Origin of the sequence: Paenibacillus vandeheii (assembly GCF_030433635.1) — a bacterium.
GTDB classification, from domain to species: Bacteria; Bacillota; Bacilli; order Paenibacillales; family Paenibacillaceae; genus Paenibacillus; species Paenibacillus vandeheii.
This window is the reverse complement of sequence record NZ_JAROCD010000012.1, coordinates 1-23294: the sequence shown is the minus strand read 5'-3', so window position 1 is coordinate 23294 and position 23294 is coordinate 1. Positions and strand designations below refer to the sequence as shown.

Genomic DNA, 23294 nt, shown 5'->3' with positions numbered 1-23294 from the left:
GCCGCTTTTCAGCTGGTTATTATTTGAAGGCCATAGCAGCATGAACCGCCTTTTTCCAACCTTCATAAAGCCGCTCCCGGGTATCCTCATCCATAGCCGGCTCAAAGGACCGCTCCACCTTCATGTGCGCGCGCAGCTCATCAAGGTCCTTCCAGAAGCCAACAGCCAGACCGGCCAGAAAAGCGGCACCCAGAGCTGTCGTTTCGTGAATTGCGAGACGCTCCACGGTAGAACTGAGAATATCGCTCTGGAACTGCATCAGGAAGTTGTTCAGAACCGCGCCGCCGTCCACCTTCAATGCCTTCATTTTGATACCCGAGTCGCTCTCCATGGCTGTCAGCACATCCCTGGTCTGATAAGCCAGGGCCTCCAGCGTGGCGCGGATGAAATGCTCCTTGGTCGTGCCGCGTGTCAGTCCAAACATAGCTCCGCGCACATCACTGTCCCAATACGGGCTTCCGTCTAAGGGGTGCACTTCACCTCCTATAAGGTACCTTTTCATTTACACATTCCCTATATTAAACGACGAACAGACGGATGACAAAATTATGGTTGACGGTGTCATATCAGCTCCTATATGATGTAGGAAGAACGTTCTGCATAAAAACATAAAATGAATTGGCGTGTTACCACCCCAGAGGGCATGAGCCAAGAAGCGACGAGACCATACTCGCTTCTTGGCTCTTTTTGCCGTTCCTGAATGAAAGCGTTAACTTTAGAAACGAGGAGGCGGTGAACCGTGAGTAAAGGAATGATGCTGCAGGTGGAGCGGGTCGTCGGCAGCAATATTGTTCTGGCCCGGTCGCACCAGAATACCAAGGAGTACGTGCTGATCGGCAAAGGGTTGGGATTTGCGTTCAAGGGGGAAAGCACCGTTCAGGCCGATGATCCGCGGATTGAGAAAAGGTTCCGGCTGGAGGACCGGGAGGAGTGGGGGCAGGCGCAGGAGCTGATGAAGGACTTGGACCCGAATGTCATCGACATCTCTGACCGGATTATCCGTCTCATCACTGATCAGTTTCCTGGCAAGCTGAATGACAAGATCTACCTTGCTCTTCCGAGTCATATTCAGTTCACCTTATATCGGATCCGCAACGGGATGGAGATTCTGAATCCTTTCCTTATGGAGACAAAGCTCAGTTTTCCGAAAGAATTCGAAATCGCCTCGGAAGCGGCGGCCATGATCGGAGAGGCCTTTGGCGTAGAGGTCCCGGAGGATGAGGCCGGGTTCCTGACATACCATGTGTACTCCTCCGTAAACCACGTTCCTGTCGGACAGCTGGTTAAGGTATCAAATGTGATCAGCAAGCTTCAGTCCATTATTGAAGAGGAGGGTGGCGTTCGCTTTGAGCAGGGCAGCCTTAGCCAGGCAAGACTCATGATACACCTGCGCTTCTCCATGGAACGCCTGTATCAGCAGCCGATGACGGCCCCCACCTTCGCACAATATGTGCAAAATGAGTATCCGTCCGAATACCAGCTGGCCAGAAAAATGAGCGCTGTAATGGCCGAGGATTTGGGTACAGAGGTACCCGAGGAAGAAACGGCTTTTCTCGCCATGCATTTATACCGACTTTTTCAAACCCATGCCAAAACCAACAACAGAAAGGACAACACACAATGATCTGGAAATGGAAAAACAACAAATCTGCCAAAACATCTGAGACAATATCCGTCGCCTCCCCGCTCACCGGAACCTGCGTCAGTTTGGAAGAAGTGCCTGACGAAGCGTTCGCGCAAGGACTTATGGGACCAGGAGTTGCAGTGATTCCCCAGGAGGGCAGGCTGGTCGCCCCTATCGACGGCACTGTGGTGCACCTGATCAAATCGCACCATGCCGTAATGATTGAGCATGCTTCCGGGCTGCAGCTGCTGCTGCATATTGGTATGAATACTGTCAGCCTGAAAGGACAGGGCTTCACACCCCAAGTACAGACCGGGGATCAGGTCGCTGTCGGTCAGACCCTGATCGAATTTGACCTGAATGCGATCGCTTCGGCCGGTTATCCGGTCATCACCCCTGTCATCATTGCGAATGCGGCAGAACAGCAGTGGGAGTCGCACCCGGAGTATGGCAGCGTAGAAGCAGGCATGGGAACTATCATGAAAGTCAGCTTGTCCAAATAACCTAAATCAAAAAAGAAAGGAAGAACAAAATGCTGAAAGCACTGCAAAAGCTGGGGAAATCCCTGATGCTTCCTGTAGCAACCCTGCCTGCGGCAGGTATTCTTCAAGGCCTCGGTCTTCTTAATTATGAAAAAGACATTCCGCTCGGTCCCGTGATCGGGGGATTTCTTAATCAGTATGTAGTTCCATTCCTGAATGAGGGAGCGGGGGCGATCTTCGGCAACCTTGCGCTCATCTTCGCCATTGGGGTGGCAATCGGACTGGCGGGGGATGCGGTCGCCGCTCTTTCCGCCCTGATCGCTTATATGGTGCTGACGCGGATTCTTGGAGTCGTTCCAGGTGTATTCGGCTATATTCCTGACGATGTCAAGCTGGATATGGGTGTATTGGGCGGGATATTTGCCGGAATGCTTGCAGCCTATATGTATAAAAAATACCATAATATCAAGCTTCCTGACTGGCTCGGCTTCTTCTCCGGCAAACGCTTTGTGCCGATGGTCACCGCCGGCTCCATGCTGGTGTTGGCCATCCTGTTCGGCATGGTCTGGAGCCCGATTCAGGATGCCATCGGCGCTTTCGGCGCCTGGATTGTAGGTTTTGAAGGCGTTGGCTCCATGGTGTTTATGATCGCCAACCGCCTGCTCATCCCGCTCGGTCTGCATCATGTCCTCAACTCCATCGCCTGGTTCCAGATTGGAGATTATACCAATGCAGCCGGGGAAGTCGTGCACGGCGACCTGACCCGCTTCTTCAACGGAGACCCTACGGCAGGCATGTTCATGTCTGGCTTCTTCCCGATTATGATGTTCGCTCTTCCGGCGGCGGCGCTTGCCTTGATTCATACAGCCCGGCCTGAAAAGCGCAAAATGGTCGCTTCGATCTTTATCGGCGCAGCGGTGGCTTCGTTCTTAACGGGTATTACCGAGCCGCTCGAGTTCTCCTTCATGTTCGCGGCGCCTCTGCTGTATGTGGTGCACGCTATTCTTACCGGTGCAGCGGCCCTGATCATGTACCTGCTGAATGTTAAGCTGGGCTTCGCCTTCTCAGCAGGTCTGATCGATTACCTCGTGAACATGAAGCTGTCGACCAATCCGCTGCTCATGATCCCGGTCGGACTCGCATTCGCGGTCGTCTATTATTTCCTGTTCCGGTTCATGATTGTGAAGTTCAACCTGAAAACGCCGGGGCGCGAGGATGACGCTGATGATGCCGATGTCCCCACTGATGCTTCCGCCGTGGCAGCGGCGTCTGCCGACACCAAGGCTGGCAAAGTGCTCGCCGGGATCGGGGGAACAAATAATATCGAGAGCATCGACGCCTGCATCACTCGCCTTCGACTTGTTGTTAGGGACGACAAAGCCATCAACGATCAGGCGCTCAAACAGCTTGGCGCTTCCGGCATCATGAGGCTCGGTGGCGGAGCTGTGCAGGTCATCTTCGGCACCCAGTCCGAAATTCTGAAGGATGAGATTAAGAAGCTGATGTAACGCTCGTCCTCCTTTGAGTTTAAAAGGACGAGAACAAGGGTATGCTTACCCTGTTCTCGTCCTTTTTTTGTTAACCAAGAAGCGCAGGATATTCTTTTGAGTGGCCATGTCTTCTTTGGATTTATGAGGTAGGGGTGAGCACGAAGCAGCGGAGAGAACGAAGCAATTCCGGAAAAGCGTCAGCGTTCGCCTTTGCCCCCTAATTTCTTCGGCTAAAACATCATTTGAAATTTGGGGGCAACTGCGATTGGAGGAAAATCCCAACTACCTCCATCGTACCCCATAACACGGTAAACATGAAACGGTTTTGAATGAAAAAAGAGAGCAAGCGGCATGCTTACTCTCTCTGTGTTAATACACAAATCTGCGCTGCGCCCAATAGCTGAACACAAAGATCGACACCTCCGTTAACAGCTTGGCTGCAATCAGCGGAATAATCAGTTTTTCATTGTAGAAGTACAACAATCCGTAATTTAACAGCAGCACTAGAATGACCAGCGAAAAGTATTTCGGTAAAGACTGACGGACCTTGGATGTTTTCCCGGCTGAAAATACATATTTCCGATTGATCGTATAGTTGAAGATGGAGCTGCAAAGTCTCGCTGCAACGACCGATAGGAACAGATTATGCGTGAAGTACTGGATGACGAACAGTAAGCCAAAATCAATCAACGCCGATAACACCGAAGACGTACTGAACATCAGAATCGGCATATAAATGCGGAATGAATCCACCAACGGGCGAAAATGAGAAGATTTATTATGATCCAGATAGACTGTATCAATAAACTCCTCCGTGATCTCATAGCCTTCTTTATGCGCTGTTAGCAGCATGTTCATTTCATATTCAAACCGTTCCCCCGGGATTTGGCACAACCAGTCCAGCATCGAGTACGGAAAACCTCGGAGGCCTGTCTGCGTATCATATACTTTCGAACCTGTCGTGAGAGAAAATACGCCTCGTGTGACCGTGTTGCCGAAACGGCTGCGCGCTGGAATGGTTCCACTGAACCGACGGCTACCCAGTACAATACCCGGCGTTGTTTGCTCCAATAGTACATCGAAGATGCGTTTGATATCATGCGGCAGATGCTGTCCGTCACTATCCGCACATACAATACCGCCCTGTGGCCCATATTCCTTGATATGCTGGAATCCTGTCTTGAGCGCACATCCCTTGCCCAGATTGACCGTATGTGTCAGGACCGTGCACCCATAGGCTTCTGCCGTCTCGAAAATCCCCCGGTAACCCGGGCCACTGCCATCATCCACAATGACAATGGGTCCTAATTGAAACGTCTGCAACTGTAATACGAGATTCAATAAACGTACATCCGGTTCGTATGATGGAATTAATATCGTCATGATCATTGTCCCTCTTTCAGATAAAGGATGTCACTTACGCCGCGTTCCTGGTTTTTGCCCAGTGGATTGTTGACAACCCGACCCATGAAGTACATGGTGGATGAACCGCCGCCGTCCAGATTATAGGCTTCCGTTGCGCCCAGCCCTTTCATAACATCAGCGAGCTCTGCCAAGGTCATGCCCCGGCTGTCATCCTGCCGTCCGTCCACCACCACGAACACATAATGATTCGGGGCAATCATACCGATCGCCGTTCTTGGGTTCGCATCCTGGATCGATCGGTTACCAAAGTTGTTATCAATTTTCACACTGCTAAAATCACTTACAATCTCGCCGTCCTGAATCAGAATCGGTCCAAAAGATAACGTATTGGTCGCGCCTTCCGCCAGCAGTTCCGATGAGGAAACTTCCGTCTCGTTGTACGTCTTCATCGTGCCGTCACTGAACAACGCCATTGCATCACGCACCGGATCATCCCGATATACCGTACCATTACGGATAATCACGCCATCGTCGCGGAAACCGTAGTAGTCACCATTGATCGCAAAGATGGCATTGTTGGCCGCTGCTATCTCTGAAGTGTTTTCGGTTATATTCGTTCCAAAGCTGTTATCTGCCAGAGCCGAGCGCAGGCTGCTCGCATCTGACAGCTGTACATCAGCGACGTAATACGTAATCTGATCCGAGCCGGAGCCCGTCTGCACCTTGTTGATCTTGACCTGCATATCATCGCTGGAATAGCTCCAGTCATCTGACGTTGCATTCACTTCGGTGGCGTTGACTTCAGTCGTCGTGGTTGAATCGCTGCTGGCCGTTGCTGTGTTATCGTCTGCCACGACCACTTCCACATGCCGAATCAAATACCGGTTCGCCAAACTGTATATCACTGTGCCTAGCCCCAGAATGATGACAAGCGTAACGATCATCCATTTCCGTCTGGACTTGGGTTTCGTGTTGAGTTTGTTGCTATCAGTGTTGGGCTTGTTGTTATCATTGTGGCGCTTGTTGGGTTCTCTGTGCATCGTCATATGTGAATTTCACCTCGTAATAAAGTTCTTAAGGCTCATGATAGGCCGGATAGCTTAAATGAATCTGAAACATGGGAACGCAAAAAAAGAAGATCATCTTGTCTCCGTTAAGGAGATCAGACAACCTTCCAATTGAATGAAGATGAATGAATTTTAATCCACATATGTATAAACCCAATAGGCACAGTTCAGAGTTGAACTGCCTTTTATAAACGTTGTTCACCCGCAAAAAGAGCATCGTATGCAGGGCAGGGCAGCTTTTCCAGATAATCCGTTAACGCTTGAGGCTGCTTGGTATAAATATCCTTCAAGGACGTTCCCTGATAGATATTACCAATCACGACCGGATGACACAACTCACAGATGAGAATATCTCCGTTGCCGTGCAAATGCAGCTGTTTGGTTCCATCCACACAATTGGAGAAGTACACACCCGACTGTTCACGCAAACCCAATTTTCCGGCAAAACGATCCATACAGGTGAAATATAACGTCGTATCTTGCTTCTTGTGCTTGATTAGCTCGTTTACGGAGTGGATGAGGGATTCCTTGGAGGCAATCTGGCTCCAATCGCTATGCGGCATCGCAATGCTGTTCTGGATTTCATGGATGCGTACACCCAGATCATAGACTTTATCGCTAATGGCCTGCATGTTGGCCTGGGTACCTTCAAATAGCAGCGTCTCCAATACGGTCTCCAGCCCCGCCTCAGTACAAAGACGGATGTTGTGCTCCAATCGCTCATACATGCGGGGGTGTACACGATAATAGGCGGCATATGCATCCGGGTCCGTATAGTTGAACGAAATATGAATATTGGATAAGCCCGCATCACGCAAGGCATGAATTCGTTCTTCCGTCAGCAGGCTGGCATTGGTATTTAACTGCGTGTCGACGCCATGTAGCCCACAATATTTCACAATCTCCAGGCAATCCTGATATTTCAGAGTCACCTCTCCCCCGGACAAACGCACCCGCTTGAGCCGCGGAAGTTCACGGATAATTCGGATAACCTCCTGACCGCTTATGCATTGCCCATCGTCCCGATTGTATGCGCAGCAATAGTCGCATTTGTAATTGCAATTGGAGGTCACACCGACCTCCAGTCCTTCCAATTCATATACGCCGGGTATTTCAAGCTCCAGTGATTTATATCTGTTTTTCGCTGTCAATTTGATGTACCTCCCGATTCCTTATCCATGTTTTTTCAACTTGGAGATTATAGCGGATCTCGGTCGATGCACGATATGACATTATGTACGTTTCAAAAAGTATAGAATACAATGTCTTTGCAATTATTCAAAAAACTTAACAGAAACTTATACTTGTATAACCGATTTCAAGGATTCAACCGCCTTTTCCATCAATAAAGGTTCTGTTATCCATCTTCGTGGGTGTGAAAAACGCCCCTTATTATCAACAGCACATACACGACGCTCTCGAACATGCTCAGACCAATCAATAACCCGACTCATCTTCTCTTCAAACACTTTATCTACAAATCCCATTATTATAAAACGTGATTTGTCGCACTCTTCCAAAAAAGAATCTTGGGAATGAGTTATAGGATCTTCAAGCAATGAGAGTACATGGTTTGAAATAACCTGTTTTGCTCGATTATGATAGACCTCTGCTTTCGGACCAGAAGATTGGCGTACATTGGAAAGGTTATAAACACGTAGAATACCGCTTGGCTCAGAATGTCCTTCAAAACTACATTTGAGTAACTTAATTATGTTGCGCATTGTCAAGTCAGCGTAATCATTAACTTCAAAAGTATCACCCTCGCTTGTGCCATTCTTATAAGAGATCCATTCTGGTGTCTTTTTTAATTCAAAACTCCCCGGATTTGTCATTATAACCATGCCCAGTCGCTTAGTAGATTCCCCAAAATGAATAGATGTATTATGCCTTAATAGTAAAGCCTCATTATCATGGTACACTCTATACATAGAAGCAGTAACACGTTCTGGATACTTTCTAACTTTAACCATATTAACACCTTACCTTTCGGAAAATATGAGAATTACCAACATACTAGATATAACAGATTGACTATTTAAACAATCGCAGATCATGAAATGAATACTATAATGATCATTTCTTACATATTATTTTAATTATATATGTCTGAATCATAATCGGATCAAATAATCGCATACATTTTCAAATCCTGCATTTCGTTCTTAATTCTCATATACTTCCGCAATATCCCTTCAAATTTCATGCCTGTCTTTTCCATAACCTTTGCGGAACCGATGTTACCCACCAGACATTTAGCCTGAATTCGTTCCAACCCGATGTCTTCAAATCCAAATTGAATGATTCGGCTAACTGCTTCCGTCATAATTCCTCGACCCCAGTACTCGTTGGATAACACATAACCCAATTCCACCTTCATACTGTTGCTATCACACCCCAAATAATTGCAGCTACCAATCAGCTTCTTCGTTTGTTTATCCTCGATTCCCCATGGCCCCAGCTTATCCACCTCATATCGACTCATGACAAAATCAATAAAGGCTTTAGTATCCTCCCGGCTCTGATGTGCATCCCAAGTTGTGTACTCCGATACAGCAGGAACCGCGCAATAACGGTACATCTCATCCAGATCAGCATAAGTAATGGGTCTAAGGAGAATTCGTTCTGTTTCCAATACCGGAAATAAGTCAAAATAACTTTCAATAGACTTCATATGTATGCCTCCCAAATTAGTTTAACGACCGTTGCTTATAAGGAATCACTCTGTCCCGTTATTCTGAGTTGTTCCGGCTTTCCGCTTCTTGATCTACAATTCCATGACTCACAAATCGCTTGAGACTTTCTTTGGTTTTGGAACTGGTTGCTTCATATTCCGCCCATATTAAATAGAACAATCCCAGGATTAAAGCAACTATACTCCAATTTCTCGGAGCAGTCCCAACATAATTCAACATTTCCTGGAACAAGTCTGAATTCCATGAAGCTATACCAGAACCAAAAATAGCAGCACTCAAATATCGAATACCGAATAGAAATGCAGCTATGACCAGCAACAGTGAACCTGTAGTTCTACGATTCACACATATTCCCCCTTTATAAAATTACGGCCATAACCTCTCGTGCCTCCATTGCCCTTGATGCAGAACATATCGGATTCTCAGATGCTTCCGCTCCGGGTCTCCTTGCCAGAACTCAACTTCCTTTGCGTTCACGGCGTACAGTCTCCAATTCGGTGTAATAACATCAGGATCACGACTGATCCGTTCCTTCTGAGCGGCAATGGCGTGTTCCAATTCTTCCTCGCTCTCCAGTTCCTGACTCTGTCGTCCTGTCATCGCAACTGCGCGTGCCCCCGCCGATCTTTTCCGAAAGTCTGCCGCCCCCGCTTCCTCGCCCATATCCTCAGCAATTCCTCTTATGCGAATTTGTCTACCCAGCGCAGGCCAGTAAAAGGTCAGTGCCACATTCGGATTGTTCTCCAGCTGCTGACCTTTTCGACTCTCCGCGCCAGATGCAAAATAAAAAGCTTCATCAACTACGTCTTTCAAAATCAATACTCTTGCATCTGGATAACCATTCGAGTCTACCGTCGAGATCGTCATCGCATGAGGTTCTTTCACCTCATAATTAATGGCCAGTCTCAGCCATTCCAGAAAAAGCTCCCCTGGTTGATCCGGTAACTGTTCGGTATCCCAAGGCGGAAAAGGTCCGGACAAGGACTTTAATCTGCGTAACAGATCACTCGGTTTATCACTCATATCGGTAACCTCCTTAGATTTCCATTTCATTTCATTGTAGCGCAATTGAACTTAATTTATTTTTATCAGATTTAAACTCATTACGTTTCCTTCATCCAACGCCAACGGCTTCAACTCTCCAAAAAAATCTTCCAGATATAGTCTAGTTATAGTGGATATAATTTCGTCTTTGGTGACTTCTTTTAATAGAATTAGATTGGCATCAATTCGATAAAATCCATTATGGCTTATCTCATCATTAAAGTCCTGCGTAATTCTAGCAAGATCATATGCCGAAACACGAAAAAGTTCTTTGTCAATTTTTACATAAATGTCGGATCTATATCCCTTACTCTCCGCTTCCCAGCTAAAAAGTTTGTTATCTCCATCAAAATAAATCTCCAATGTATTTACTCCCTTTTCTAGCCTAGATGACTCATCATGTTCATGCTGCTAAACTCCCAACCATTTAATCCTTTTTCAACTGTATGAACACTGGTATTTCCTATAGAATGAAACTCCGATGTATTGGTCCAATTTTGGTTTCCTAAGAGATAATAAAGGATGTTGATTACTCCACCATGCGTTACCAGTAGAACATTGGATTCAATCTGTTGCTCCTCTATACTTCGGCATAAATCTTGAAAGGATGTACATATTCTGTTATAAAAATTTCGAGGACTTTCTCCTTCTGGAAACGAAGTATCCATGCCAAGCGTGTTAAAATAAACTCCTGCATATTTCACTTCTGCTTCCTCGTTTGGCATTCCAGCCAAATCCCCATTGTTCATTTCTCTCCAGTCTTTCAGGTATTGTGCTTTTATGTTCAACTTTTTTTCAAGCTCTTTTGCCGTCTGTACTGCACGCGGAAGATCACTGCTAATCACCGTGTTGATCTTATATTGCTCTGAATGATGATAAAGGTAATCTCCGAGTCTCTCCGATTGAATAATGCCTTGCTCAATGAGTCCTCGCTGACTCCAGCCACCTCTGTAGCCCTCCTCATCCATCCCATGCCTTACTAAGAAAATCTTCAAGATGTCTCCTCCTCTATTTGAATCCTCTTATAACAAATCCCGGCCTTAGATCTCCCAACTTAGGTTGGGGCATATTTTTTATCTGACAAACGTATTGTGAACTCGATCTGATTTGATAAAGTAAGAATTCCATATGGCACAGTTAAGCATCGACTTACCTAGTCCTCTTAACGAACTTCAATCCTCAAATTCTACAGCTAAAGGAAGTAATACGATACCAATTTCACCAATTCAATCGATTAACCAACAAAAGAGCGTTACTCTTTAAAAGATAATCCCTCTTTTGGTTTTCGTTCCTTCTCACAGACCGGACAGGTTGGACAATCGCTACTTTTGTAAAAGGGATGGCCATGTTCACATGTTCTCAATATTCCTTTGTCGTTTGCCATACAGATCGCACCTTACTATTTTCTCGGATAATTGAGAGTTTTCATGTTTAGTTACACAACCAATTCTCAACATCTGAAATCATATCCTCGTATTTCCTTAAAGCCTCTATAGTCCATGTGACTTGTGACGTTCCCATTTGTTGTTCTTCATCGTCTGTGAATTCAATCCACAAAGAGCGTTTCAGACTGTATTCGAGCCAGTCCAACTTTCCGGCAAAACCATTTTCGAGAACCATTCTCCAATTGGCGTTTAAATCCCCCACTCGAGATCGGTATCCATCTATAAAAGCCAAGAACTTTCCTTCATCCACGTTTCCGGTGTGATCTACAGACCAATACATAGCGGTTCCCACCAGATCATGCATCGGGTTAATATAACCAGCCGATTCCCAATCAATAATAATAGGGTTATTCTGCTGCCACATCACGTTCTTAGGTTCAAGATCTCTATGGCTAATAACTGTATCTGAAGCCAGCATTACTGATGCATTTATTGCCTTAGTACTCCACTCATAGAGCTTTTGAATGCTATTACCTAATAGGGTCGTCCAATCAGAATTTTCTTCCTGCCCTTTAATTAAATAATATTTCCAATCTGTTTCTTTGGAATGATCCAAATGAAGATTTGGAATATGAAGCTGTGAAAAATGGGTCTTATGGATATCTGCTAGGATCATTCCCATATGCTCACAATGGGCTTCGGTTACTTCATGAGGCTCCAGACTTTTACCATCGATCCAGTCAAATATAAGATAACTTTGATTATCTAAGATTTGTATTGAAGAACCGTTTATTACTTTGGCAGGTAGTGCTCGGGTAGAATTCGCTGCCAAGTTGGCTATTTTTTCAGATTGAATATAATTCTGCATCGCTGTAGGTCTACTCATAATTTGAGGATTCAGTGCTTTCACAGCATATTTGGCATGCGTGGTTTCAATGGCATACATGCGATGTAAAAATCCACCTGAAATCGCCTTGGGCGTACTGATCAACTCACCAAGTTCTAATTCCTTCATGAGTTTTTCGAATTTTAGATTATATTGAATATTATTCATACGTTATAACACCTTTTGAAAACTACCAATATCCAGTCTGCGCTGAAACTTATATCCCACGCCTTTGAACATCGCACATTGCTCATATCCATGCTTGTCAAATAAAGATATGCTGCGTGTGTTCTCCATACAAACGGTAGCAATCAACGTGTAGAACCCTTGCTCGCGCGCAACATCCTCTATAAATCGCAGTGCCGTTCCACCAATGCCCTTCCCTACAATATCCGGTTTCAAATAAATGGTTACTTCTCCCGAGAAGTCGTAGGCTTGTTTACTCTTGTATTGGGTAATTAGCACATACCCTTTAATTTCTTGCTCTTCTTTAATGACAAACGATTTAAACCGCGGATTTTGGTTCATGACAGATGCTTTGATTTCTTCAAGAGTCAATTCTTCGGTATGAAATGAGATGGTTGTGTTGGATACATAGTAATTATATATTTCCCTGACTTCAGTCAAATCCTGTTCTTTTATTTCTTCAAAAGAGTAGACTGGCATTTTCATTTTCATACTGATAAATAACATGTCTTCGTCATTCACTTTGCTATAAAACGCCTTATCTCTTTTGAAACCTGTCCGCTCATATACTTTAATTGCTCGCTCGTTGAATGTGGCAACCACCAGCTGAAAATGAGAACTATTAAATTGGTTTTGCAAGAATGCTAAACTTTGTTTAAGAAATACAGATCCTATCTTTTGCCCTGTCAGATCTGGATCTAATCCAAGGCCTATATCCAGATATCCTTCTTCTTGATACAGTCCGATTGCGGTTCCTCCCGGTACACGTGCTGATCCCCCGCAACAAATAAATCCCACTAACCTCTCCATTTCATCCAGGACTGAAAAGTACTCCCCATTCATCAACTCATGAATATCTTCATCGGATTCAGAGAAACTGTAGATCGCGTATTCATGATCATACTTCCAGGTTACGATTCTTTCCGCATCAGTTAATCTCATTGGATAATAGGATAAAAGCATGAATAGCCCCCCCATTTTATACACTTACGAGCTTAACGAACTCCGATAGAGACACTCATTGTTTTTCATATAGACTGGCACTCCATCTCCCCAGTTCCACTCTTCGGATATATTGGAATCCATAATCCTTGTAGTATTGATTGAGTCTAAGATTATCTGCCATGCAATCCAGCCTGATCAAGGTCTTGCCTTTATGCCTAATATTCTCTTCTGCTGATTTTAGAAGGAGTAGGCCTATATTTTGTCCCTTAAAATCTCTATTCACTGCGAATCGGTGTATGTATCCGGAATCCGGGTTGTCGAGTTCTTTCCAAATCAAGGGATCTGACCATGTTAAGGTATACGTGCCTACGACTTCATTGTTCATTTCAGCAAGATACACTTCTGATCCATCATTCATGAATTCAATGACTTGTTCCAGATTGAAGTACTCGGGACGCCATTGATATATTTCTTTAGAGTTCAGCCACCGGGCAGACTCTTGCCATAGGTTCAACACAGTTGGTGCTTCCTCCGGTAATGCAAGTCTAATCATGAGTTTAGTATTAAGTTGCTCCATCAATATCCCTCGCTTATTCAAAGTCAAAATCTTTTTTTCCCTGAATTACTTTATTTCAAACGGTCTACTATCCCGATCAACCACGCTGCAAATCGTTCTTTCTCCTCGAACTGTGGGTAATGGGCCGACTCTTCAAATACAACAAAATCTTTTTCGGGAGCTTCAAGTACATTGAAATACTCTCGTGCCGCTTTCACAGATGTCATATAATCATATTTCCCCATAACAAAATAAGTCGGAAGCTCCAGTTGATCTACAATGTCTGGCAAATGGTTGGCGGATTCTTCCTTCATGAGAATTTCCTGTGTAGCCTGTACTCCCATGGAGTACCGAATCACATCGAGCGCATTATATTCGGTTCCCAGTAGAAAGCCAAGCGTATAATCCTTGTTATCGTCAATCAGCCTGGCTGCACCGCCATACTTGCGAACCAGATCTCTTGGCGTGTACTTTTCTCCTCGCTTGATTGAATGGCGAAGAAGCTCCAAACTTTCCACATCTTCTGTATTGCCTGCTTGTTCCGCTTGTGTGATCGTATATTCCAAACTATCCAGCTCACTCTGAGGAGTATCCGCCATTTGTCCAATGCCTATATAAGCCATGAATTTGTCCGGTGCTTTGGCTGCCGCTTTTGTTCCTATGTATGTACCAAATGAATGACCGACCAGCATAACCTTCTCTTGTCCCAGCTCGTTAGTAACATCATCCGTTAAAGCGAGCAAATCATCGACAAGCACATCCGAGGTCAAACCTGAATAATCCTCCAACAAATGATATGACTTTCCGCTTCCACGCTGATCATAATGCACAATGGTGAAATGTTGCTCAAGCTCCTGCTGATACTTCCTTACATAAGGGATCTCGGAGCAACCAGGACCACCATGCACGAAAATAAGGATTGGATTGTTCCGATCCGTCCCGCGAATCATAACCTCGTGACCTGCACCATTGATCTCAACCTGTCCTAACGTGCTGATACTATTCTCTCCCTTGATCCCAGGGGTCCATGTGGGAAAGATCAGAGCGAGGATTACGATTAAAGGGATACTAACTATGGCGCGTCTGAATATTTTAATCGACATCTTACGAACCATTTTCAATTTCCTTCAAGGTCTTTTTGGTTTGACTAAAGATAAAATGATCATCAGGGTTCCAAACGTGCAGATGATCGGCACGGTACCCACGCAGCCACAACACGCCGTTAATTCGTCTAAGATAAAACCCATTAGGAAAATCTTCGTCTTCAGTTAGTATCTCTGATGCAATTGTGATGGAGCCCACTGGAGCTCGATGTCGCTGTATAGGATTTCCCGAATAACCTTCAGGCTGATTCAGATACACCAGTCTTAGGTGAGGCCCCAGCTCAAGCGGGCACAATTCCAAATCTAATTCGCTTGCTTTTTTAAAGATCTGACCCGTAGTAGCTCCATCAGGAAAACCAAGTTCACCAACGGTTAGTTCAACGGTCTGCAGACTGTACTTTGTATCAGAAGTTGTAAATTGATCATCAGTTAATAGCTTCTCTCCCAATTCATTCATCATGATAGAGTTTTGTTGCATTTTTTGAAAAAGTTGCGTTTTTGTAAGTCCGCCAACCTCTACTGTCCTCTTAATCATTTCACACTCAGGGTACATTTTCTGGTTTTCGATACGCACTCGTCATCACTCCTAACAAATTGGGTCAGGCCTAAAAAACGATATAATAGACTGAATTTAAATATTCTAGAATTCCACATACATTTCCTTGTTCCTCTAAACTCCGTTTGTTGAACAAAATCAGCTGATCACGTAGATCAGCTGTCTTCATTTTTCATGCATATATTTATCCAAAGGTAGGAGCAGGTAATTCATCAATTTTCAAACGAAGTAAACTATAAGGTTTTTGTCGCATGTCTTTTCCATAATGAAATCTTGCCTGTCTATGTAATTGGTTCACAATTACATATAAGTGTTGATCCGGACCAATAGAAAACGTATCCGGCCATAAAATTCTCGGATCATGTGCGATGGTTTCCATTATTCCATTTGGCAATATTTTTCGAATACTATCGTTTTCATAGTCTCCAGCATAAACGTTTCCTTTTGCATCCGTTATCAATCCATCAGATGCACCCTTTTCTCCCCAATACTGCACAAGATAACTTAAATTGAAATCCGGTATCGTTCTGTCTCTTAGGGCTTCTGTTGAGATCGAGTACAGGTAACGACTGGATAGTGGACAGTAAAATAACATTTTTCCATCTGGGGAAATCGCTATACCATCAGAGGCCAATTGAAAGGGAGATGTCGAACCATCCGTGTTTCGATTCATCAAAATTTCACCTTCCACTTTCGGCACAAAATACGGATCGGGTGAGGTTGACCTTGCTCCATTTAACCGTCTATACGCATTTCCGTTTTCTAAATCAACAACGATAATAGCACCTGGACCTCTGGAAGAAGAATCCGTTATATAGGCGTAACCTGCTTTACCCACACGAAAATCAAATCGGACGTCATTCAGATACGTTGTCGGCAAGACTACATCTTCTGCAAACGTATATACTTTTCTTAATGTATTTGTTTTTAAATCTACAGCGACTAATTTGGCTCCTCCTTTAACAGGCTCAGAAAAATTTGGTGCACCCGTATCCAATACCCACAGAGTTCCCCTTCCATCAGCAATTACACTTTGGACACTAACGAAGGACATACTGATATTCAAAGGGTTTATCAAATTCGTTTCTAAATTTGGATAAGGCTGCAACTGACCCTCAACAATTTCCGCTACCGTAAATCTAACGTCATCTCCCCATTTCGGAAAGCAAATGAAGATGCGCCCGGTTTCTGATACACTAACGCCTGTAGGCATAGCCCCATAGAATGAAAAAACGAGCTCTAACTTACCGAAATATTCCTCCATAGGTAACATAGGTTTTAGGATATCCTCCCCAACATATTTGAATAGATATTACCTAATAATATGTTTAAGACTTTGTCTAATGCCTGGCTCTTCATTATTCTTTTTCTAACCGAAACATGTCTCTTGCTACTCACGTTTGCTTCCTTCTCGCAGCACATAAGCCAATTGGTACATTTCCGCAATGTCATATCTGTTCTGTTCTTCAAATCTCTTAATCGCTTCACCAATCTCTACAACCTCTACGGCAATCACCTGCTCCCCATCTGCTGGATTCAACGGTTGGCCCACAAGCTCAACCTCCCCATAGCCAATCAGTCTTACAAAATGAGGATGTGGAATATGCGGTCTATACGGCTCTGACGCACTCGACATGCAATGAAATTGTCCAAACAATTGATACGTGATCAACTTGGCTCCGAGCTCCTCCATCACTTCACGTTTCAGTCCATCCATATACTTCTCTCCTGCCTCCAACGTTCCTCCGGGAAGCTCCCATTTCCCATTATCGATCTGAAAAACAACCACTTGTTCCCCGACAAACGGGATGATACTCACATTGCTTACCAGCGTTTCATCCACGATGTCGTTCAACCTAAACTCCGCTTTAACAATTCCCCAATGAATCGATGTACTGAGCGCCGGGAATTGCTCCCGATCCAAAGTCTTCATCTTCTATCCAATCCTTTCTATGTAAAATGAATCTTCCATCTATATCCTATCTTTCATTATAGATCAAAAAAGAAAAAAGAAGGCCACTTTTCCCCTCGGGAATCCATGGACCTTCTATTAACCGAATTGCATCGTTCCAATACGCTAACCCTCAGCGCTAATGGTGTACCAGCTTCCCGTTTTCCAAAAAGAGAACCCGATCACATAGCGGCAAAATCCGCTCATCATGCGTAACCATAACCGCACTCTTGCCCTGCTCTGCAACCAGCTTCGCAATCATGCCCACAATATCGAGGCCTCGTTCCGCATCCAGGCTGGCTGTTGGCTCATCCGCGAGCAATACGGCTGGATCATTCATCAATGCTCTCGCAATGGCAACCCGCTGGCGTTCTCCGCCGGACAGCTTCTCAGCATATGCCTTACGTCTATGCGATAAACCTACCGTATCCAGCAGCTCATCCACTCGCTTTGCTGCCTTGGTTTTGTCCGTTCCGGCCAGCTTGGCGACCACCATCAGTTGTTCTTCCACTTTCAGATACGGAATGAGGTTGGCGCTTTGAAAAATAAATCCAAGCTGCTGAAGCCGCACATCGGATATATCCTGCTTGTTTTTGCCCATAATTGATGCGCCATCCAGCAGAACCTGTCCTTCCGTCGGTTCAAGGAGTGCCCCTGCGATGGACAGAAATGTACTTTTGCCTGAGCCGGAAGGCCCCATGACTGCGACTAGTTCTCCTTCGGCCACCTCAAGGTCCAGCTTATCCAGTATCGTCCGTTTGACCCCACCATCTTCGAAGGTCTGTGTAATTCCCTGTAATACCAGTCGGTTTTTCATGCTGCTGTCCTCCCAATCGCATCAAGCGCATCAATTTTGGTAACCTTCCACACCGAGAATAACGAACCCGCCATAGACATAATGACGAATAACACGCAGGTTAGTGCCAGTGTGGACATGCCTAATTGAAACGGCATCGAAGCTGGCAAGATGGACTCAAACAGCTGAACCAACAGAACACTGATCACCAGACTGCCGACGGACAGAAGCAATACTTGCAATGAAACACTGCCAGCCAGATACGAATTTCGCGTCCCGATGGCTTTCAAAATGCCAAATTGACTCGTTTTCTGAATCGTGATGACGTAGAAGAATACCGCAAGCACAAACGCCGAGATGACAAATAAAAAGGCAATCATCATGAGCAGTGATCCCTGCTCTTCTTTGTACCCAGGAATAGCCGATACCGCGTCAGACTTCGTAATTACTTCCGTATTCGGCAGAGCGCTACTCAGGCTGTCTACCTTCTCGCCTGCATCCTTAACGGCAATTGCATTGTATACAGGAGCATTGGAGTCTGCTGTTCCTTGCGAAGTACGGGAACCTTCCTGAATAGCAAGCCATTCCTGTTCGTTCAGGAACACAACCGGTGAGTGACTAAACGACTCATTTTCAACAAATCCACCCACGGTCCACTCCGTTCCCGATGCTTGATCGACCAGTACCGTTCCAATCGTCACGCCGGATTCAGACAGCTTTTGGTCCACTACAACCTGCCCGTCTTTCTGTTCCGTGATTGGAGATCCTTCGGTTACGGTTGGAGCGAGCCAGCCTTCCGGGTTCACCATGAACAGCGTTACGTCAATCTTCTTCGTGTCGCCAGCTGGACTGACTGTTGTCATTTTCACGCCCAACGGTTCAGCATTTTCTTGCCCCACAACAGAGCGTGTCTGCTCCAGCTGATTCTGATCCACCTGGGACCGTGTAAAACGGTGATTCGAATCCTGCTCAAGAACAAAATGGGATGCTGCCATATTTTTGATGGAAGCCGCGTTGTCATACGCGAGCCCCTGTGCCAGACCTGTGACAAACAGTACCAGAAACGAAACCAGTACCATGATGGTAGCAATTAACGCATACCGCCCTTTGGCAAACCTCATCTCTCTAATAGCCAAGTACATGTTCTCTAACCTCCTCTTGATAACTCAAGTATAGGAGGCGAAAATGAACGGCAAATGAATAACAGATTACATCTGGGGAAGCGTCACGGTAAATACCGTTCCTTCAGCTGAACTGGAGACCTCAATCGTACCGTCATGAATCCGGATAATTTTCTGCACAATGGCAAGTCCAAGTCCGGTTCGGCCGGAAGAACGTTCTCTAGCACGGTCAACCCGGTAGAAACGATCAAAGAGGAAAGGCAAATGCTCCGCCGCAATCCCGTCCCCTGTGTCCCGAATATGGATTACGTATTGGGCGTTTGTCTGCTCGGCACGAATCTCGATGCTTCTCCCCTGTGGAAGATGATTCACGGCATTACCCAGCAGATTCATCCAGACCTGCATGAGCAGCACTTCATTGCCATATAGCTGGATGGATTCGGGTACCGAAATCCGGAGCAGCAGCTCCTTTTCCTCCAGCTGCCATTGCAGCACCTGAACAGCTTGGCGGAACTGATCACGCAGTGAAAATCTTACTTTGGTCAGATCCTCATGGCCTTGTTCAAGGGAGGACAACAGCAGCAATTGTTTACTAAGCAACGAGAGATGACGACTCTCCTCCTCGATAATGGAGGCATAGTGCTCCCGTTCTTGTTCGGGCAGATCCTTATCCGCCACCAATTGGGCAAACCCCTGAATGGAGGTCAGCGGCGATTGAATCTCATGTGATACGTTGGAGACAAACTGTTGACGTGCCTGGTCTACCCGCTCCAACTCACGACTCATGGTCATGAAATGCTGGGCCAGCTGTCCAATCTCGTCGCGCCGCGTGGTGCGTAATTTCAGATTATAGTTTCCTTGGGCAATGCGCTTGGTCGCCTCCGACAGACGTTCAATCGGAGTCACCAGATAGCGGGTACTGATCAAAAAGAGCAGGACACTAATGCCCACCGTAAACGCGCCAATCAACGCAAAAAAGATACGCAGTTCACCGAATTGCAAAATGACATCCGGGCGCATGAACAACGCATAACTTGCATTGCCCATCTGTAGATGCACCCCAACGGTATTGCTCAATTGATTATCGAAAAACCCGGTAATGAAAGGTTTGCTTGGAAACTGGGCAACACCGTGGTAAACCTCACCACCTAGCACCCGATCGACAGCCTTCTTGTCCAGATCCTTTTGGCGGAATTCGCGACCATAGAATTGGTCATTCCCTTTCCCATCCGTCACATAGATTTCGTAACCGAGCGCTGCGGCATTGTTCAGGTAATGCTCCACCGTAGCGGGTTCCTGCTCCACAAATTGCTTCATTTGCATCGCGATGTTCACCAGCTTCTCGTCATTGAAAGACTTCAGCTTCGCATGATAATAAATGTTGGACAAAAGAAAACCGAGCATGGCGCTGACCAAAATCACCGCAATCGTGATCAGGAATACCCGAAAGTACAGTGATCTCAATGCGCTTTCACCTCAATCTTATATCCAATCCCCCGTACCGTCTGAATGACAAAATCATCTGCATAATCGGCAAAACGATCACGCAGCCGCTTGATATGTACATCCACGGTGCGATCATCTCCTTCGTAGTCTGCTCCCCATACAAGTCGAATCAGTTCATCACGCGAGAACAGTCGACCTGGAAATTGGGCAAGCTGAGAGAGCAGCTCGAACTCCTTCATTGGCAAAAAGAGAATCGATTGCCCATCGGAGACCTCCACGTTGTTTCGGTCAATCACGATGCGATTCATGCGAATGATATCACTGGATGTGCGATGGTAACGGCGAAATAATGCCTTGACCCGGTAGACCAGTTCCTCGGGTTCAAATGGCTTGGTCACATATTCATCCGTGCCTTTCAGATAGCCCTCTCTCTTATCGGATAGCTGATCCCGCGCTGTCAGCAGCATAATCGGAATGTCATAATGCTGCCGAATGAAATCACATAACTCCAGTCCGTCCATGCCTGGCATCATCACATCCAGGATCGCCAGATCAATCGGCGTTTCTTGCATAACCTTGACCGCTTCCACCCCATCCTGTGCTTCATGCACCCGATACCCTTCCTTGGTCATGACATGCCGGAGGAGTGCTCTAATATTGGCATCGTCGTCTGCCAGAAGCAGATGCTTCATATCGTTGTCCGCCCCTTCTAGTTTCAAATTCATCTAATTTGTAGTGGGAACCACCGTGATATTGATCCTGCACAGATGGTAGCACAAAAGCAACGTAAATCGCCAGCGTACATACGATGAACGCACCGGGGATGTTTATATTTTCTCGAATCTGGTTGACACTATTATGAGCCGCACCTATAATAAAACCATAACATATGAACAACTGCTCATATATTCATTTATAAGTGATTAATCATTGCCGAGGATCACTTTTAATCATAAAAAAGTATATTACATACCGGAGCAACGCTCCAAAGGAGAGGATTTCATATGTCCGGACATCACCACAATCACGACCATGGACACAATCATGCTAGTACCAATAACAAGAAAGTACTGTTGTTTTCCTTCATCATTATTACCGTTTATATGATTGTTGAAGCCGTTGGCGGATTCATGACGAACAGCTTGGCCCTCATTTCCGATGCAGGTCATATGTTGTCTGATTCGATTGCTCTAGGAATCGCCTTACTTGCTTTCACTTTTGGCGAAAAAGCAGTTAATTCTGGTAAAACCTACGGCTACAGACGCTTTGAGATTTTGGCCGCTACACTAAATGGGGTCACCTTAATCGCCATCTCTCTTTACATCTTTTACGAAGCGATTGGTCGCTTTATCAACCCGCCCGAAGTGGCAACGGTCGGCATGTTTATCATCAGCATCATCGGCTTGCTCATCAATATTCTGGTTGCCTGGATCATGATGCGTGGCAGCGATACAGAGAAAAACCTGAATATGCGCGGAGCTTATCTGCACGTCATCAGTGATATGCTGGGATCGGTTGGTGCCATTGCTGCGGCTTTGCTCATGATGTTCTTCGGCTGGGGCTGGGCCGACCCGCTCGCAAGTGTGATTGTAGCCGTGCTTGTATTGCGAAGTGGTTTCTACGTAACGAAATCATCCTTGCATATCCTGATGGAAGGCACCCCAGCGAATGTGGATGTAACTGACCTCGTACAAACCATTAAAAATGTAGAGGGCGTCCATGGCGTGCACGACGTACATGTCTGGTCCATCACCAGCAACTTGAACGCACTGACTGCTCACATCGTGGTGGATGGAACATTGAGTATATATGAAGCTGAGGGGCTTGTTCAAAAGATTGAACATCTGCTGGAGCATAAAGAAATCAAGCATGTGACCTTGCAGGTTGAGTCTGAGAAACATCTTCACGACACCTCGGTATTATGTACCGTCAAAGGCGACGCACCGGATGCCCATGCGCATCATCATCATTGAATTTCATACAAACTTCTAAATGAAAACGGGGCTGTCCCATAAGTCATAAATGGCTAGGGACAGCTCTGTTTTCAAAATTGTAAAACAAAAAGAAACCGTTCTCTAGTAAAATGGAAGTGCGACCCACCATTTGAAAGGAGACGGTTTCTTTGTACATTCAATATACCATGGATCAACTTTTCTTGCCAATGGATTTAGAGACAGATATCCCCGAAAACCACCTCGTTCGTGTCGTGAATGACGCAGTCAACCGCCTGAGCGAGTCCATTTTCAACGCCGCGTATCCTGGCGGGGGCCGCCATAGTTATCATCCCAAAATGCTCTCTAAAATCATCATCTACGCCTACACCCAGCGGATCTATTCTTCTCGTCAAATTGCCAAGGCCGTCCGCGAAAATATCATGTTCATGTGGCTCGCCGCGCGCCAACAGCCGGACTTCCGTACCATTAATCGCTTTCGTTCCGAGCGAATGAAAGAGGTACTGGAAACCGTGTTTACCCATGTACTGGAGCTGCTGGTTCAGGAGCAATATGTGTCCTTGGAACACTATTTTCTGGACGGAACCAAGCTCGAAGCGAATGCGAATCGCTACACCTTTGTATGGAAAAAAGCCGTCGTTAA

Annotated in this window: 25 protein-coding genes and 2 pseudogenes; 5 read left to right on the top strand and 22 right to left on the bottom strand. The window is 45.7% G+C overall.

Annotated elements, in window-relative coordinates; all coding sequences use genetic code 11:
- Positions 1 to 19: 19 nt before the first annotated feature.
- A pseudogene (locus P5G61_RS22720) lies at positions 20 to 460 on the bottom strand (FGGY-family carbohydrate kinase); the annotation flags it as partial.
- 279 nt (positions 461 to 739) lie between these two features.
- On the opposite strand from P5G61_RS22720, the gene P5G61_RS22715 reads away from it, so the two are divergent.
- The 3 genes from P5G61_RS22715 to P5G61_RS22705 are packed head-to-tail and all read left to right on the top strand — an operon-like array spanning position 740 to position 3614.
- Positions 740 to 1624 carry a PRD domain-containing protein gene (locus P5G61_RS22715; protein WP_256984634.1) on the top strand — a complete coding sequence of 295 codons (885 nt, stop codon included), beginning with the start codon at positions 740 to 742 and terminating at the stop codon, positions 1622 to 1624.
- Complete coding sequence (locus P5G61_RS22710; protein ID WP_301248496.1) at positions 1621 to 2127, top strand: PTS sugar transporter subunit IIA; 507 nt, start codon at positions 1621 to 1623, stop codon at positions 2125 to 2127. Before P5G61_RS22715 ends, P5G61_RS22710 begins: the two co-directional genes overlap by 4 nt.
- Before the next feature lie 29 nt (positions 2128 to 2156).
- Positions 2157 to 3614 carry a PTS transporter subunit EIIC gene (locus tag P5G61_RS22705; RefSeq protein WP_301248495.1) on the top strand — a complete coding sequence of 486 codons (1458 nt, stop codon included), beginning with the start codon at positions 2157 to 2159 and terminating at the stop codon, positions 3612 to 3614.
- A 351-nt stretch (positions 3615 to 3965) separates the two neighbouring features.
- Here P5G61_RS22705 and P5G61_RS22700 read toward each other — a convergent pair whose 3' ends face one another.
- The 21 genes and pseudogenes from P5G61_RS22700 to P5G61_RS22605 form a co-directional block, all read right to left on the bottom strand.
- On the bottom strand, positions 3966 to 4979 hold the full coding sequence (locus tag P5G61_RS22700) for a bifunctional glycosyltransferase family 2/GtrA family protein (protein ID WP_301248494.1): 1014 nt from the start codon (positions 4977 to 4979) through the stop codon (positions 3966 to 3968).
- Between the two features lie 2 nt (positions 4980 to 4981).
- The gene (locus P5G61_RS22695; protein ID WP_301248493.1) at positions 4982 to 6007 is read right to left on the bottom strand and encodes a phosphodiester glycosidase family protein; all 1026 of its coding nucleotides are present in this window, start codon (positions 6005 to 6007) and stop codon (positions 4982 to 4984) included.
- A 206-nt stretch (positions 6008 to 6213) separates the two neighbouring features.
- Positions 6214 to 7179, bottom strand: coding sequence for a radical SAM protein (locus P5G61_RS22690; RefSeq protein ID WP_301248492.1), 966 nt, complete (start codon positions 7177 to 7179; stop codon positions 6214 to 6216).
- A gap of 147 nt (positions 7180 to 7326) precedes the next feature.
- Positions 7327 to 8001, bottom strand: a complete 675-nt coding sequence (locus tag P5G61_RS22685) for a hypothetical protein (RefSeq protein ID WP_301248491.1) — start codon at positions 7999 to 8001, stop codon at positions 7327 to 7329.
- Between the two features lie 152 nt (positions 8002 to 8153).
- On the bottom strand, positions 8154 to 8702 hold the full coding sequence (locus P5G61_RS22680) for a GNAT family N-acetyltransferase (protein ID WP_301248490.1): 549 nt from the start codon (positions 8700 to 8702) through the stop codon (positions 8154 to 8156).
- Between the two features lie 58 nt (positions 8703 to 8760).
- A complete protein-coding gene (locus P5G61_RS22675; RefSeq protein ID WP_301248489.1) occupies positions 8761 to 9069 on the bottom strand; it encodes a hypothetical protein in 309 nt (102 codons plus the stop codon).
- Between the two features lie 21 nt (positions 9070 to 9090).
- Positions 9091 to 9747, bottom strand: a complete 657-nt coding sequence (locus P5G61_RS22670) for a pyridoxine/pyridoxamine 5'-phosphate oxidase (RefSeq protein ID WP_301248488.1) — start codon at positions 9745 to 9747, stop codon at positions 9091 to 9093.
- A gap of 51 nt (positions 9748 to 9798) precedes the next feature.
- On the bottom strand, positions 9799 to 10131 hold the full coding sequence (locus P5G61_RS22665) for a hypothetical protein (protein ID WP_301248487.1): 333 nt from the start codon (positions 10129 to 10131) through the stop codon (positions 9799 to 9801).
- Positions 10132 to 10148: 17 nt separating this feature from the next.
- Positions 10149 to 10763, bottom strand: coding sequence for a histidine phosphatase family protein (locus tag P5G61_RS22660; protein ID WP_301248486.1), 615 nt, complete (start codon positions 10761 to 10763; stop codon positions 10149 to 10151).
- Positions 10764 to 10841: 78 nt separating this feature from the next.
- Positions 10842 to 10922: pseudogene (locus P5G61_RS31965) on the bottom strand (DUF2569 family protein); the annotation flags it as partial.
- Positions 10923 to 11199: 277 nt separating this feature from the next.
- Positions 11200 to 12207, bottom strand: a complete 1008-nt coding sequence (locus tag P5G61_RS22655) for an aminoglycoside phosphotransferase family protein (RefSeq protein ID WP_301248485.1) — start codon at positions 12205 to 12207, stop codon at positions 11200 to 11202.
- Between the two features lie 3 nt (positions 12208 to 12210).
- Positions 12211 to 13167 (bottom strand): GNAT family N-acetyltransferase, encoded by a 957-nt coding sequence (locus P5G61_RS22650; RefSeq protein ID WP_301248484.1) that lies wholly within the window; start codon positions 13165 to 13167, stop codon positions 12211 to 12213.
- A 76-nt stretch (positions 13168 to 13243) separates the two neighbouring features.
- On the bottom strand, positions 13244 to 13723 hold the full coding sequence (locus P5G61_RS22645; protein WP_301248483.1) for a GNAT family N-acetyltransferase: 480 nt from the start codon (positions 13721 to 13723) through the stop codon (positions 13244 to 13246).
- A 74-nt stretch (positions 13724 to 13797) separates the two neighbouring features.
- Positions 13798 to 14829 carry an alpha/beta fold hydrolase gene (locus P5G61_RS22640; RefSeq protein WP_301248482.1) on the bottom strand — a complete coding sequence of 344 codons (1032 nt, stop codon included), beginning with the start codon at positions 14827 to 14829 and terminating at the stop codon, positions 13798 to 13800.
- 1 nt (position 14830) lies between these two features.
- On the bottom strand, positions 14831 to 15382 hold the full coding sequence (locus tag P5G61_RS22635; RefSeq protein ID WP_301248689.1) for a helicase: 552 nt from the start codon (positions 15380 to 15382) through the stop codon (positions 14831 to 14833).
- A 187-nt stretch (positions 15383 to 15569) separates the two neighbouring features.
- Positions 15570 to 16658: an L-dopachrome tautomerase-related protein gene (locus P5G61_RS22630; protein ID WP_301248481.1), complete on the bottom strand. Its 1089-nt coding sequence runs from the start codon at positions 16656 to 16658 to the stop codon at positions 15570 to 15572.
- A 117-nt stretch (positions 16659 to 16775) separates the two neighbouring features.
- Positions 16776 to 17318 carry an NUDIX hydrolase gene (locus tag P5G61_RS22625; RefSeq protein WP_301248480.1) on the bottom strand — a complete coding sequence of 181 codons (543 nt, stop codon included), beginning with the start codon at positions 17316 to 17318 and terminating at the stop codon, positions 16776 to 16778.
- Positions 17319 to 17475: 157 nt separating this feature from the next.
- Complete coding sequence (locus P5G61_RS22620; RefSeq protein WP_301248479.1) at positions 17476 to 18153, bottom strand: ABC transporter ATP-binding protein; 678 nt, start codon at positions 18151 to 18153, stop codon at positions 17476 to 17478.
- The gene (locus P5G61_RS22615; protein ID WP_301248477.1) at positions 18150 to 19274 is read right to left on the bottom strand and encodes an ABC transporter permease; all 1125 of its coding nucleotides are present in this window, start codon (positions 19272 to 19274) and stop codon (positions 18150 to 18152) included. The genes P5G61_RS22620 and P5G61_RS22615 overlap by 4 nt, the downstream gene beginning before the upstream one ends.
- Positions 19275 to 19340: 66 nt before the next feature.
- On the bottom strand, positions 19341 to 20717 hold the full coding sequence (locus tag P5G61_RS22610; RefSeq protein ID WP_301248475.1) for a sensor histidine kinase: 1377 nt from the start codon (positions 20715 to 20717) through the stop codon (positions 19341 to 19343).
- Complete coding sequence (locus tag P5G61_RS22605) at positions 20714 to 21391, bottom strand: response regulator transcription factor (protein ID WP_301248688.1); 678 nt, start codon at positions 21389 to 21391, stop codon at positions 20714 to 20716. The genes P5G61_RS22610 and P5G61_RS22605 overlap by 4 nt, the downstream gene beginning before the upstream one ends.
- A 312-nt stretch (positions 21392 to 21703) precedes the next feature.
- Here P5G61_RS22605 and P5G61_RS22600 point away from each other — a divergent pair, with 312 nt between their 5' ends.
- Positions 21704 to 22672, top strand: a complete 969-nt coding sequence (locus tag P5G61_RS22600; protein ID WP_301248473.1) for a cation diffusion facilitator family transporter — start codon at positions 21704 to 21706, stop codon at positions 22670 to 22672.
- Between the two features lie 149 nt (positions 22673 to 22821).
- The coding region (locus tag P5G61_RS22595; RefSeq protein WP_301248471.1) for a transposase at positions 22822 to 23294 on the top strand (473 nt) is incomplete at its 3' end.